The organism is Pseudomonas palleroniana (assembly GCF_022836895.1).
Classification (GTDB): Bacteria; Pseudomonadota; Gammaproteobacteria; order Pseudomonadales; family Pseudomonadaceae; genus Aquipseudomonas; species Aquipseudomonas palleroniana.
In genome coordinates, this window is record NZ_CP092411.1 from 3,733,164 (window position 1) to 3,747,182 (window position 14,019).

A 14,019-nucleotide genomic window follows, 5' to 3' on the forward strand; every position below is an offset into this window, starting at 1 on the left:
AGGGCTGTTGTTATGGCAGGCGATCAAGGATCCAAAGCGTTCGTGCGAGTCAAACGATCAGTGCATGAAACCTTCCATGAAGCCGGCCACGGCGCTCGCCAACTTGCGCCGCCAAGGCGCGGTATGGGGGGCGGCCAACACTTGGTCTTCATGCACAAAACTGCGAATGATCGCGTTGTAGCCCAGCCAGCGGCAGGGCTCGGGCTCCCAGGGCTTGAGTGCGTCCAGGCCACGCTCGCGGATCACCCAGGGCTGGGTGGTCAATGGCGTATCCAGGCCCAGGATCAGGTCAGCCAAGGTGCGCCCGCCCAGGTTGGTGGCGCCGACGCCCTCTCCGCCATAACCGCCAGAGAGCGCGATACCGGTCTTGTGGTCACACAACATATGTGGCCGGAAGTTGCGTGACATGCCGAGGTTGCCACCCCAGGAGTGGGTAATCCGTACCTTCTTCAGCTGTGGGAAGAGTTCACCAAACAGGTAACGACGCAGCTCGACCTCGCTGTCGGTCAGATCGAAGTTGTGTCGCAACTTCCCCGCGAACTGATAGCCGCCACGGGCCCCGAACACCAGGCGATTGTCCGCTGAGCGCTGGCCGTAGGTGACCTGACGGCTGCTTTCGCCAAACGCCTGGCCATGGCTCAAGCCGATTTCATCCCAGGTCGAGGCGGACAGCGGCTCGGTGGCGACCATCAGGCTCTGCACCGGCAACTGATAACGCCCCAGGGTCGGCAATGTGTTGGCGTAGCCTTCCACCGCCGGCACCACCCAGGCGGCGCGCACGCCGGCCTGGGCCGTGCGCAGGCGGCCGGACTGCCAATGGGTCACCGGGCTGTTTTCGTAGATCGTCACCCCCATGTTCTCCACCACCCGCGCCAGGCCGCGCACCAGCTTGGCGGGGTTGATCGTCGCGACATGCGGTGCATAGATGCCGCCATAGGGCTTGGCGATACGGATCTGTTCGGCCAACTGTTGCGGGCTCAACCAGCGGTAGTCGTGTTCAGTCAGCCCCTGGGCGTGGAGTTTGTCCAGGTAACGACGCAAGCTGCGCTCCTGTTCGGGGTAGCGTGCGGCGCAATACAGGGCACCGCCTTTGCGGTAGTCGCAGTCGATCCCTTCACGAGCCAACACCTGGGCCACTTCATCCGGTATGCCGTGCAACAGATCGAATGAGGCCCGGCGTTGTTGCGGGTCGAGGCCCGCCAACAAGCGGTCTTCACCCAACAGGTTGCCCATCAGCCAGCCACCGTTGCGGCCCGACGCGCCAAAACCTGCGGTGTGTGCCTCGATAATCGCGATTTTCAGCTCGGGTGCCTGGCGCTTCAGGTAATACGCGGTCCACAGCCCGGTATAACCGGCACCGATAATGGCCACGTTGACATCCAGGTCATGGGCCAGCGCCGGCCGCGCCAGCAGCGGGTCGTCCAACTGGTCCATCCATAAACTGATCTTGCGCCATGCCGGCATGCCGGGCTCCCCTACCTCATTTCGATAGGGACGATCCTAGGGCGTGAGGTTATGGGCTGTCTTGCGCGCGTGCACGCAGAGAAATTTGCTTGACGTAAGCCTTGGGCGACTGCCCGGTGTGCTGGCGAAATGCGCTGTAAAACGCCGATAACGAGTTGAAACCCGCAGCGAACGCCAGCTCATCGACTTTTATCGGCGACGTGGCCTTGTCCAACTCGGCCAACAAGTGCTGGAGCCGTGCCTGGTTGACGTAGCGGTAGAAGCTCTGCCCGAGCACCTGGTTCAGCAGGTAGGACATCTGATTGCGGCTGTAGCCACACGCCTTGGCCACCCGTTGCAAATCCAGCTCCGGGTCCAGATAGGGTTGCTGCTGTTGGAAATACTGCTGCAGGTCGTTGGCCATATGCCCCAACTGGTGCGGCGACAGGCCCAGGCGACTGACGGTCGGGCGTATAGCCTGGGCCGGTTGTTCATGCACCAGGGACGCGTATTCATTGACCCGCCAGATCAGCCCGTCACGCACGGTGATCGCTTCGCTGGTGCGGAACGACACCAACCCCTGGCCGCCACGCAAGGTGATGCAGTACTGGATGAAGGCTGTGTCACCGTCGGCGCGAATGCGGTCAGCATGGGCGATGGCCTCATCGGGCCCACGCGGCATGCTGGCTTGCAGGTACTCACGCAGTTCGGCGTAGCCCACCACGCGGTTCTGGAAGAAGTCGTGGTACTGGATGTCCGGATGGTAGTAGGCCATGACCCCATCCAGGTCGCGATGGCGCCAGCACAGGTGGTGACGCAACACCAGTTCAGCCGTGGCCCGGGTGGTTTGGCAATCATCGGCCGAGGCGCTGTCGGGCATATAAGGCTCTGTGGCGGGTAAATGGTGAGACTGCCGAATTATCACGACCGCTTCAAGGGTCGATCAGAGCTGATCACTAATGGCTTTTTGCCTGATTTGAACCAGGACATGACCTACATCAAAGAGTCAGTAAACAACTGCCGAACGGGACAAAAAAAGTCACATGATGGTTACGAACGAATGCTATTTTTGAAATTCTTCAAACCATGACCATTGACGGTCCTGGCCCTGCCGCGAGCTAAAGGAAGCGCTCAATGAACAAGGTGGGCAATATGCACGGCAACCTGAACAAAGTGACGTTCCCCAACGCCTGCCAGCTGATGCGCTGGCATTTTCATCCGATGGGTTTCGAAGGCAGCATGGATGCGCCTGGCAGCATGATCGTGCGCCTGTTCGACCGGGCCAGCGGCGAGACCTTGATCGCCATCGCCGGCATCCCCTGCGCCACCGTGATGAATGCCTCTGATGTAGAGCGCATCATCGAGGCGGTGGAGGATGAGTTGGAGTCCTTTGTACCACCGCTGTCTTTGCGGGCTTGATGCCTTGCCCGGGCCGTCGTGAGCGGCCCTGCCGGAGTCATCCACGCCGGTCGTCGAAGAACGCTTTCTTGCCATCCACCCGCTCCGAGGCCCTGGGCACATTCACGCCCTGGCCCTCCGGTTTCTCGACATACCAATAGCAGTGGCTCACCGCACGGGTGATACCGACGTAAGCCAGGCGCAGCACTTCGTCTTTTTGCGCCGTGTCATAGGGCTCGCTGTCGCCGTCCTTGCCCAGCCCGGCCATGCGATAGACCTGGTTCTTGTAGGGCGAGCTGGTGACATGCTGGCAATCGCCCAGCAGAAAAACAGCATCCGCCTGCAAGCCCTTGGCACTGTGATAAGTCAGCTGTTTCAACCTGCGAGCCGCTGACGGCAAGCTCGAATCCAGATTAACTACAGACTGAATATGCTCTTGAATCAATAACTTATCGCTGCTTTTTCTATACAACATCAAGACCGAATCGCCTTTTTGATAATGCTCAAGCAGCGTGCGGCCAAGCATGGCGTCATCGCGCTCAAGCACCGCAACCGGGACCAAGGGCTTGGGGGCGCCGCTGGCCTTGGCTTTTTTGCCGGGAATCGCCGGGGCGCTGCGCACGACATGCTCGGCGGCGTCGATGATGTGCTGGTGGCTGCGGTAGTTCTCGCCGAGCATCACACGGGTGGTCGCGGGTGACGGGAATTCCTGGTTGAACGCAATGAAATACTGGGGCGAACTGCCGCGCCAACCATAAATCGACTGCCAGTCGTCCCCGACGCAGAGTAACGAAGAACGCTGCGCCCCACGCCCGACGTGCATCGCCGGACCACGGCTGCGGATCTCACGCAGGCTGGCGCGAAGCCACGACACGATCTGCGGCGATACGTCCTGGAACTCATCGATCATCAGGTGCGACATCGGGCGCAGCAGCGGGTCGCTGAGCAACTTGAGGTTTTCCGGGGTGTTTTCACCGAACAGCGAGAACATGCGGTTGTAGGTCATGATCGGCGGCGACTGATCGAGCAGATGGTCTTCCAGGGCTTTCCAGAAAATGCTCAGGGCCTCGAAGAAGAACCGGTCGGGGTCGTCCTTGGCGAAGCTCATCCGGCCCACGGCAGTGGGTACGTCCAGGCCAAGGTTTTCGATAAAGCCGGCAGCCGTGACAAAGCTGTCCAGCAGCGGCGCCGACGCCAGTTCGCCTTTAACCTTGTAGTCAAACCCGGGGCCCGCCGTGGCATCCCCCGCCAGGCTGCCCAAAAGCCGTTTAGATGATTCGTAGTTATCAAGCCAAATCAAAGGCTTGCGGCAGAAAGCTTGAAACAGGGTGCGCTTTACCGCCCACTCCGCACGCACCGACAGTTTGGCATTGGGGCGTGTAATCTGGGCGTTCTCCCGGGCATCGAAGCCCAACACCACCCAAGCGTCCAGCTCAGCGATGTAGCCATGGCAATGAAACTGCGCACCGTTGATCTCGAAGGTCTGCCGGCTGGGCTCAATGCCTTTTATCGGCCAGGCGCCGGCACGAAACCACAGGTCTTCGATCACATCGCAGAGTTCTTCATCACGCTTGGCCGCCAATTCGGTCACCGCCATGCGCTTTTGCACATCCGGGTGGTCGCGCTCCAGTTCCTTGAGCTGCAGGCCCTGGCGCGCCAGCGGCACGATCAGTTCACGGAAGCGTTCATGGCGACCATGCAAGTGGTGGTAGCAGGCATTCAGCTGTTGGCGCTGCGCGTCGCTGATCCGCAGGTCGAACGGGTTGCTGTCGGCGTCTTCAACCCCACTGCCGAGGTTCTCGAAGGCTTGCAGCCGTTCAAAGCCCGGCAAACTGCGCACCATAGGCAAAATGCGCGAGTGAAAGGTACGCACCACCGCCTGGGCCTCTTTGAGACCAAGGGGTTGGCCCCACAGGCTGAGAATCTGCATGAGCTTGTTGATGAAGTCTTTGCGTGATTCGCGGGTGAAGGTCACCACCGTCATCGAGCTGAGCTCGAAGCCCAGATAATGGGTCAACAGCAGGATACGCAGCACCAGCGAGGTGGATTTACCTGCGCCCGCCCCGGCAATCACCGAGGTCGAGGGTGTGTCGCTGAAGATCATCTTCCACTGCGCCGCACTGGGCTGGGCATGCTCGGGCAGCAATCGGGCCACGTCGGCCTTCATGCGTTTTTTCACCTCGGCGGTCAGCGGCAGGCGCCAATCATCGAACAGGCTGTCGTCGATCCCCGGCGCGCGATGCTCGTCCGGTCGAAAGTCACGAATCAACAGGACTTGCCGGCCTTCCTCGATACCATCGGCCTTACCCTCGCGGTAGCCGTACTCGACGCCCGCCTCGTGCCCGCTGCGAAAACCATCCGCCTGGCCATGCAGCCAGGAAAACCGGTGCTGGGCCCGTAAACGGGTCAGGCCATGCCCAAACAGACGCGCCGCCAGACGCTTGAGTAGCGGCATTTCGGCCAGTGGGCGCAGTTCGGGCGGTAGATCAGGCTTTTGTTGCGGCACGCGGACTCCTGCGATGGACTGGCTTCGACAAGTGCGCCATGGTCGCCGGAAATGGCGTTCAGTTCCAGCCAATTGCTTTATCGTCATGCAGTTAGGCGATGAAGTGAAAGTCAAAACACGCGCAACCCATCTAATCGACTGATAGGAATAAGGCACTTTTTACGCTTTTTATCGATCATCCGCTGCCGGAAAATGGGCTCATTCACAGGAGACGATCATGCTTGAACTTCGACCCTTCAATACGTTGGGCGGCGCCCATCACGGCTGGCTGGACGCTCATCACCACTTTTCATTCGCCGAATACCACGACCCCAAGCGCATGCACTGGGGCAACCTGCGGGTGTGGAACGACGATATCATTGCGCCGGGCACCGGTTTTCCGCAGCACCCGCACCGCGATATGGAAATCATTACCTATGTGCGTGAGGGCGCGATCAGCCACGCCGATAACCTGGGCAACAAGGGCCGCACCGAGGCTGGCGACGTTCAGGTGATGAGCGCCGGCACCGGGATCGCCCACAGCGAATACAACCTGGAAGCCACACCGACGAAGATTTTCCAGATCTGGATTATCCCGAACGAATCGGGGTTGCCGCCGTCCTGGGGCGCCAAACCGTTTCCCAAAGGTGACCGCGAGGGTTTTGTGACCCTGGCCAGCGGCAAGGCCGGAGACAGCGAGAGCCTGCGCATTCGGGCGGACGCGCGCCTGGTGGCAGCGAACCTGAAAGCCGGGGAAAGCGCCGAATACCGGCTGGACAGCGGGCGGCGTGCGTATCTGGTGCCGGCGACCGGCGTGATTGAAGTCAATGGCTTGCGTGCACAAGCTCGCGACGGTGTTGCGGTGCAGGATGAGCAGGTATTGCGCGTAACGGCGATTGAGGACAGCGAGATTGTGCTGGTCGATCTGGCCTGACGGCCGGCGGCATGGATGACCTGTGGCGAGGGAGCTTGCTCCCGCTGGACTGCGTAGCAGGCCCAGTCTTTTCAAATCAAAAGCGTGGGCCGCTTTGCGGCCCAGCGGGAGCAAGCTCCCTCGCCACGGTGACAGTGTTCCTCAGTAACTGACTGACGTGTTACTCGGAAATCGCGCCGTCGACCAGCACCTGCGCTTCTTCCACCAACTGCTTGAGGTGATCTTCGCCAATAAAGCTCTCGGCGTAGATCTTGTAGATATCCTCGGTACCCGATGGGCGTGCGGCGAACCAGCCGTTTTCGGTCATCACCTTCAAGCCACCGATTGCCTGGTTATTGCCCGGCGCATGGCTGAGGATTTGCTGGATGCTTTCCCCGGCCAACTGCGTGGACGTGACCTGCTGCGGCGACAGCTTGCCCAACAGCGCTTTCTGCGCCGGGGTGGCCTTGGCGTCGACGCGGATCGCGAACGGCTCGCCTAGGGCGTCGGTCAGGCCACGGTAGATCTGGCTCGGGTCCTGGCCTTTGCGCGAGGTCATTTCCGCGGCCAGCAAGGCCGGGATCAAGCCGTCCTTGTCAGTGCTCCACACGCTGCCGTCTTTACGCAGGAACGAGGCGCCGGCGCTTTCTTCGCCACCAAAGCCCAGCGAGCCTTCAAACAGCCCGTCGGCAAACCATTTGAAACCCACCGGCACTTCGTAGAGGCGACGCCCGATGCGCGCGGCGACGCGATCGATCAAGCCGCTGCTGACCACGGTCTTGCCCACGGCCGCATCGGCGCGCCAGTCAGGGCGGTTCTGGAACAGGTAGTCAATCGACACCGCCAGGTAGTTGTTCGGCGCCAGCAGGCCACCGGACGGGGTGACGATGCCATGGCGGTCGTGGTCCGGGTCGCAGGCGAAGGCGACGTCGAAACGCTCCTTGAGGCCGATCAACCCTTGCATGGCATAGCTCGAAGACGGGTCCATGCGGATCTGGCCGTCCCAATCCACGCTCATGAAGCGGAAGGTGGCGTCGACTTCGGTGTTCACCACGTCCAGGTTCAAGCGGTAGTGTTCAGCGATCGCCGACCAGTAGCGCACCCCTGCTCCGCCCAATGGGTCGACGCCCAGGCGCAGGCCCGCGCTGCGGATGGCGTCCATGTCGATCACGTTGATCAGGTCGGCCACGTAGCTGTTGAGGTAGTCATGCCGATGAGTGGTGTCGGCCTTGAGCGCCTGCGCATGGGTGATGCGCTTGACGCCGGCCAGTTTATTGGCCAGCAGTTCGTTGGCCTTGGCTTCGATCCACTTGGTCACGTGGGTGTCGGCCGGGCCACCATTGGGCGGGTTGTACTTGTAGCCACCGCTTTGCGGCGGGTTATGGGATGGCGTGATGACGATGCCGTCCGCCAGGCCGCTGGTGCGCCCACGGTTGTAGCAGATAATGGCGTGGGAAATCGCCGGTGTCGGGGTGTATTCATCCCCTTCGGCCAGCATCACGTGCACGCCATTGGCGGCCAGGACCTCCAGGGCGCTGGCGCCGGCCGGCGTCGACAGGGCGTGGGTATCCAGGCCCACGAATAGCGGGCCGTTGATCCCTTGGGCTTCACGGTACAGGCAGATGGCCTGACTGATGGCGAGCACATGCCATTCGTTGAAACTCAGCTCGAACGAGCTGCCACGATGCCCAGAGGTGCCGAAGGCAACGCGTTGAGTGGAGATTGCTGCATCAGGCTGGCCGGTGTAATAGGCCGTGACCAGTCGCGGGATATCCACCAGCAACTGAGCTGGCGCCGGCTTGCCCGCAAAAGGACTGATAGTCATGCATAAACCTCGAAAAGAAGGATTCGGAAAAAGTGACAGTTTACTGGGAGTTGGACTACTTCGCGACGATATCGATCCGACAGTGATTGGAGATTTTTCATACGCTAGTCGATCTGCGCCTGGCGCAATGCCTGTGCCAGGCAATCCAGGGTGATATCAAGGTTCAGCTGCCCACTGAACGTGTGGCTGAGCCGCAGATGCTGGGAATGCAAGCCGCTGAGGCTGAACAACTCACCCGGAGCAATCACCACGTGTTGCGCGACCATGCGCTGGAACACCTGACGCATATCCACCGCTGCCACCGATTCCAACCAGAAGCTTGCCCCGGCGATGGGCATGCGATAGCTCACGCGCCCCTCCAGGTGGGCATCCAGGCGCTCACTCATGGCCTCTGCCTGTTCGCACAAGTGCTCGCGCAACGTCTGCAGGTGCTGGTCGAACCGCCCGTTCTGGTAAAGCTGGGCGATGGCGCGTTGACGGATCGACGACAGCCTGAATGAGCGCAGCAGAAATTGGCGCTGCAACTCGCCGCTCAGGTGTCGCGACAAGACATAACCAAACGGCGCTTCCGGCCCGAGTACCTTTTCGAACGAGGAGAACACGATCAACCGCTCCGGGTTGACCAGGTTGCGCAGCGGGACCGGGGGCGATGCGAAACTCAGCTCACCGAATGTATCGTTCTCCAGCAACCAGCCGCCATAGTGCTCCAGCAACTGAGCCACGCGCAGCCGCTCTGCGGTCGACAGCGCATTGCCTGACGGCAGGCTGACCACCGATGACAGCAACACCAGGGGCACCGGTTCGTGACGCAGCAGCTGTTCGAACATCGCCAGATCCAGGCAACCGTCGGCCTGCCAAGGCAACTCGACGACCCTCACACCGGCAGCCTGCAACAGGCGCAAGATCAAATAATCACAGGGGGACTCGACCACCACCATACTGCCCTTGAGGCCCAATGCATCAATCAGGATCTCCAGCACGCCTCGCAAGTCTGCGCCGATGTACACCTCATCGGCCTGCCAGCAACGCGTGGGCGATGAGGTGTAGCGCGCCGCCAACGCCGTACGCAACTCCCACACGCCACAGGGTTGCGACCAGGGTTGCAGGTGATGCGGATGGCGCCGTACCAGTTGGCGCTCCAGCGTCAGCAAAGCGCCGTCGAGTGAGTCCAGCAGCGCCGGCTCATCACCACTGAGCACGGCCATTGCCGGACGCCGCGCCGCCACGTACAAGCGCTCGAGCAGATCGGCACCCGCCATCATTTGCGGGTTGACCGCAGCCGGCCAGGCAAAATAGCCGGATTTGGCCACTGAGTAGACCCGTCCCTCCTTCTCCAACAGAGAATAAGCGTACTGAATCGTCGAGATCGACACGTTCAGCCGTGCCGACAACTGCCGCAGGGACGGCAGTTTGACCGGCGTGTCCAGGCTGACCTCGTTGATCAGGTTGATCATGTAGCGGTACACCGCCTGGTAAGCGAAATCCGCCTGTCGCTCCCCGCGCAGGGTCATTGGCGCTGACCTGGGCTGAAAAACCGGTGCACGCGGCTAACGCCCCGACAACTGCGCCGCCTGCGCCTGGGCCAGGCGGCGGTTGCGCAGTTGGGCACCTCGTTCGATCTGTACCGGCCGCTTGCGGTACAGGTGTTGCAACAACGGCAGCGACAACCCGCTGGTATCGACCGCCCATTGCTGCAACACATCGCCGGCCGGCTTGCCTTGCAACACGTTGTGCAGCTCAGGGAGCGCCACCAGCATGCCCGGGTGGCATTGGCGCAGGTAGCCCTCCAGCCGCTCGCCATGGTGAATGAAGGGTGAGAACAACAGGCAGGTCAACTGCCCTTCATCCAGGCCGAAGAATTCCTGGGCATAGGTCGCTAACAGAATCCGTCCGTCATCTGAGCTTGCCTCGGCTATCAGGTGGTGTGGAATGTGCCGGCGGTACATGGCGTCCATTGCTTGCCTGACAAAGCTATCCACCCCTTCTGCGTAGGACAGCTCCCGCAGGCATTGGGCCTGCAGCCCATGCAAATGCGCCATCAGCAATGGGTTAGGGAACGCCGAATGGCTGAAGTGGAACGCAAAGGGGTCCGGTTTACGGGCCAGGAACTGCGTGAGCAGCGGTGTCGAAGCAACGTCCACCTCCCCCAGCAGATCGTCGATGCCGATATACGCCAGATGCCGGTGCCCGCCCCGGCCTGGGCTGTCGATGTCCACATAATGTTCGCCGTAGAGGTCACGGTAGCAACCGGCGCTCCACTCCTCCATGCGCGCAAACAGCGCATTGAGCGATGACGACTTGCCGGGCGGCAGAGTGATGCCCGCCGTAGTGGCCGTCTTTTTCAGCCAGGCCAGGTATTGGCTTTGCGTGCGCGCAGAATCGCCACTGACCACCGCATGCACCCCGCCACCCCATGTGGTGACCCGTTGGTAGAAATCCCCCAGGCGCAGGTAGGTGTCGTTACACAATGTCGCCCGGATATCGCCGGACGTCAGGTGCCCTATCATCAGCATATTGCGCTGGCTGACCTCACGCCCCGCACTCGACGGCGGGCGCTGGTGATTGAATGGCAGCACTTCCTGGTTTTCCACCAGGAGCAGGTCTACGCGGGGATCGTCGTGCAGAAACAACGCGCTGTAGCCCTGGTACAGGGTGTCCAGCGTCGCCTGGGTCATGCCCGCATGCCGCAAGGTGGCTACACGTAGATGAAAGGTCTTGGGCGCCCGCCCGGCAATGGTCAATTGCGCCGCCCGGAGCAGCGCAAGGGTGTAGCTGCTGACAGCACCACCGCCATGGGCGACGAGCACCTTGTAATCACCGACTTGTTCCATGCCGCCGGCAGCCACCACAATTCGCTGGATCAACAATTGAAGTGCCGTACGTTCGGCACGGGTAAAGTGCCCGATCAACCGCTGCAGAACTTGATGATAAACATAGTTCATGGCTTGCTCGTGAATTGCGCTCATTGCTTTACTACCCGAGTTGAAATATCAGTTTCAAGCAACTGCCAAGAGCAATTGCCTGACCTATTACATCTGTAGGTTTATTGCTTGTTACAGGGTACGAGGATGAATCAACATTAGCACCTTGCAACAAACCCACCGGAGCGTTACCGGTGGCATTCCAAATGACCACCTTTGACGAGAGCCGCGATCCTGCGCGCCCTACGGCGAAAGAAGGGATAGCCCTAGGAATAATCCGACAGCGTCCTACACCGCTCTAACTAATAAATTAGAGAAATATCTGACCGACATTACTTACCTCTTTCACCCGAACCCTGAAAAACCGCCCAGGCATTCCCAATAAACTTTCAATACAAATAGGCAGGGCCGAATTAGTTTCGACGAAACGACGCGGTAGTTTCAGATAGTCAATCATTGCTCAGTCCTTGAGATGACAGTGAAGGCACAATTATCGGCACTCAAATAATGAATAACAGATACAGAACAGCGCCAGAAACCCGTTCAGATGATCAACCGGCCGCACGTTAATCGCGCCCACACAACAACGCCGCGCTGGAATTCAGGGCGGCGCAAGGGGCAAAGGTATTGTTTGCGGGGCAGAACAGCCTGGTGGCGGCTTAACCCAGGCGCGGGTTAAGCCCTGACAAATGGCGTATTTGCCTCATCCGCTCGGACCCAGGCGCGCTCATTTGCGAATACTCCTACAGCTCAAACAGCCTCAACCTGCAAGGCAACCCGCTCGCGACACGGGCATTCGTCCATGTAGCGGTGCGCTTCGACGAACTGGCTGAACGGGAACACCGTGGTTTTCAACGGCACCAGCACGCGGTCGGCGGTCAGTTGGTTGATATCGCGCAACGCACGTTGCAGTGCCACCTGGTCCTGGATGATGCCCAGCTCCGGCTTGCCGGTAAAATTACCGATGCAGTGCACAAAAAACTGAATGTTCTTCTGGAACGCGGCACAGGCCGGGAAAGGCGTCTGGTTGCCACCCTGCAAGCCATACAGCACCAGGCTGCCACGGGGCGCCAGCACGTCGCCGAGCAGCGACATCTGCGGGCCACCCAAGCCATCGAACACCACATCCACACCGCGGTTATCCGTATATTTGTTGACTTGCATGAGCAGGTCCTGCTCTTCAGTCACGATCACCTTCTCTGCGCCAAGCGACAGCAGATACTCACGCTCCGCGCTGTCCTTGGTCGCGGCAATCACCCGCACACCCAGGGCCTTGCCCAGTTGCACGAAGGAAGGGCCCGCGCAGTGGCTGGCGTCAGTCACCAGGGCAAACTGGCCTGGCTTGACCCGCGCCAGGTCCACATAGGCAAAGTAGGCGATCAACAGCGGCGTGTAGTGCACACTGGCTTCAATAGGGCTCAAGACGTCCGGATAACGGGTCAAGGCCGAGCGAGGCAGAACGATCTGCTCGCCATATACCGGATAGTCATTGGGGCTCTCGGCCGGAAAACTGGCCACCTTATCACCCACTGCCAAGTCGTCCACGCCGTCGCCCAGGGCGACAACAACGCCGGCCATCTCATGGCCAAGGCCCGACGGCAAACGAGCGTGGGAAGACGCCAGGTTCTGACGCCAGAGAATGTCGTACCAACTGATGCCAATCGCGTCGACGCGCACCTGCACTTCGCCCGGTGCGGGCTGTGCGGCTGCATGCTCTTCGCACTTGAGCACCTCGGCCGGACCAAACTTGTGAAAACGGATCGTGCGGGACATCGCAAACCTCGCCAAAGTAACCTCTAATGCCATGAACTCTATCTGGGCTTTCCGGGCAAGGCCACCGGTCGCCGTTAATAGTCAACATGCCTGCCATTGATTCAGCTTCTGAGGAATAGACCCCAAGACTCGTAGGAAAACTCAATTAGCCGGTGCAGAGTACCAGTCTTTCCCCGTAAGATTCATGCCGGTCATACTTTTGAATGGAATCTGAAGGTTCTGAATATGGCCGTTCTCGTCAAGCTTGCTGACTCTTCCAGGACCCAAGATGAACCGTAACGACCTGCGTCGTGTCGACCTTAACCTCTTGATTGTATTCGAAACCCTGATGCATGAGCGCAGTGTGACCCGCGCCGCCGAGAAATTGTTCCTTGGCCAGCCGGCCATCAGCGCGGCGTTGTCACGCCTGCGTGGGTTGTTCGATGACCCGCTGTTCGTGCGTACCGGGCGCAGCATGGAACCCTCGGCCCGCGCCGTGGAAATCTTCGCACTGCTCTCCCCGGCCCTGGACTCGATTTCCACCGCCGTCAGCCGCGCCGCCGAGTTCGACCCGGCCACCAGCACCGCGGTGTTTCGTATCGGGCTGTCCGACGACGTCGAATTCGCCCTGCTGCCCCAACTGCTCAAACGCCTGCGCGCCGAAGCCCCCGGCATCGTGCTGGTGGTGCGCCGGGTCAACTACATCCTGATGCCTGGCCTGCTGACCTCCGGCGAAATCTCCATCGGCGTCAGCTACACCGCCGACTTGCCGGCCAACGCCAAGCGCAAGGTACTGCGCCGCAGCCTGCCCAAACTGTTGCGCGCCGACAGCGTCCCCGGCTCCCTGAGCCTGGACGACTTCTGCGCCCGCCCCCACGCGCTGGTGTCGTTCGCAGGCGACCTCAGCGGCTTTATCGATGAAGAATTGGAAAAACTCGACCGCAAACGCCACGTCGTCCTCGCCGTGCCGCAGTTCAACGGGCTGGGCACCCTGCTGGCCGGCACCGACATCCTGGCCACTGTGCCGGACTATGCAGCGGACGCACTGACCTCCGCCGGCGGCCTGCGCGCCGAAGACCCACCCCTGCCGGTGCGCAGCTTTGAACTGCATATGGCGTGGCGTGGCTCGCAGGATAATGATCCGGGGGAACGGTGGTTGCGGTCGCGGATTCAGATGTTTTTTGGGGATCCTGACAGTCTCTAGGCATCGCCAAACAGCTCGTTAAACTGATTATTTCCGGCTTTTCGGGCTGCCCCCCTCCAAACAAGCGCCCGAACATGG

Annotated in this window: 10 protein-coding genes; 3 read left to right on the top strand and 7 right to left on the bottom strand. The window is 60.6% G+C overall.

Annotation, left to right across the window (positions count from 1 at the left end; genetic code table 11):
• Nucleotides 1–57: 57 nt before the first annotated feature.
• Entirely contained in the window at nt 58–1,464 is a 1,407-nt protein-coding gene (locus tag MJP36_RS16955) for an NAD(P)/FAD-dependent oxidoreductase (protein ID WP_244383532.1), read from the bottom strand.
• A 49-nt stretch (nt 1,465–1,513) separates the two neighbouring features.
• Complete coding sequence (locus MJP36_RS16960; RefSeq protein ID WP_060752897.1) at nt 1,514–2,323, bottom strand: helix-turn-helix transcriptional regulator; 810 nt, start codon at nt 2,321–2,323, stop codon at nt 1,514–1,516.
• 254 nt (nt 2,324–2,577) lie between these two features.
• Between MJP36_RS16960 and MJP36_RS16965 the strand changes: the two genes are divergently transcribed.
• Complete coding sequence (locus MJP36_RS16965) at nt 2,578–2,862, top strand: DUF1652 domain-containing protein (RefSeq protein ID WP_060752896.1); 285 nt, start codon at nt 2,578–2,580, stop codon at nt 2,860–2,862.
• Between the two features lie 37 nt (nt 2,863–2,899).
• On the opposite strand, the gene MJP36_RS16970 is transcribed toward MJP36_RS16965, so the two are convergent.
• Nucleotides 2,900–5,347: a UvrD-helicase domain-containing protein gene (locus MJP36_RS16970; RefSeq protein WP_244383533.1), complete on the bottom strand. Its 2,448-nt coding sequence runs from the start codon at nt 5,345–5,347 to the stop codon at nt 2,900–2,902.
• A 217-nt stretch (nt 5,348–5,564) separates the two neighbouring features.
• Here MJP36_RS16970 and MJP36_RS16975 point away from each other — a divergent pair, with 217 nt between their 5' ends.
• Nucleotides 5,565–6,260 (top strand): pirin family protein, encoded by a 696-nt coding sequence (locus MJP36_RS16975; RefSeq protein ID WP_060752894.1) that lies wholly within the window; start codon nt 5,565–5,567, stop codon nt 6,258–6,260.
• Nucleotides 6,261–6,420: 160 nt separating this feature from the next.
• On the opposite strand, the gene pgm is transcribed toward MJP36_RS16975, so the two are convergent.
• The 4 genes from pgm to MJP36_RS16995 form a co-directional block, all read right to left on the bottom strand.
• A complete protein-coding gene (pgm, locus tag MJP36_RS16980) occupies nt 6,421–8,064 on the bottom strand; it encodes a phosphoglucomutase (alpha-D-glucose-1,6-bisphosphate-dependent) (RefSeq protein ID WP_244383534.1) in 1,644 nt (547 codons plus the stop codon).
• A 104-nt stretch (nt 8,065–8,168) separates the two neighbouring features.
• Entirely contained in the window at nt 8,169–9,575 is a 1,407-nt protein-coding gene (locus MJP36_RS16985; protein WP_244383535.1) for an aminotransferase-like domain-containing protein, read from the bottom strand.
• A gap of 36 nt (nt 9,576–9,611) precedes the next feature.
• Entirely contained in the window at nt 9,612–11,030 is a 1,419-nt protein-coding gene (locus MJP36_RS16990) for a hypothetical protein (protein WP_244383536.1), read from the bottom strand.
• Nucleotides 11,031–11,735: 705 nt separating this feature from the next.
• A complete protein-coding gene (locus MJP36_RS16995; RefSeq protein WP_060752890.1) occupies nt 11,736–12,758 on the bottom strand; it encodes a zinc-dependent alcohol dehydrogenase family protein in 1,023 nt (340 codons plus the stop codon).
• 268 nt (nt 12,759–13,026) lie between these two features.
• Between MJP36_RS16995 and MJP36_RS17000 the strand changes: the two genes are divergently transcribed.
• A complete protein-coding gene (locus MJP36_RS17000) occupies nt 13,027–13,941 on the top strand; it encodes a LysR family transcriptional regulator (protein ID WP_104993745.1) in 915 nt (304 codons plus the stop codon).
• The last annotated feature ends 78 nt before the right edge of the window (nt 13,942–14,019 follow it).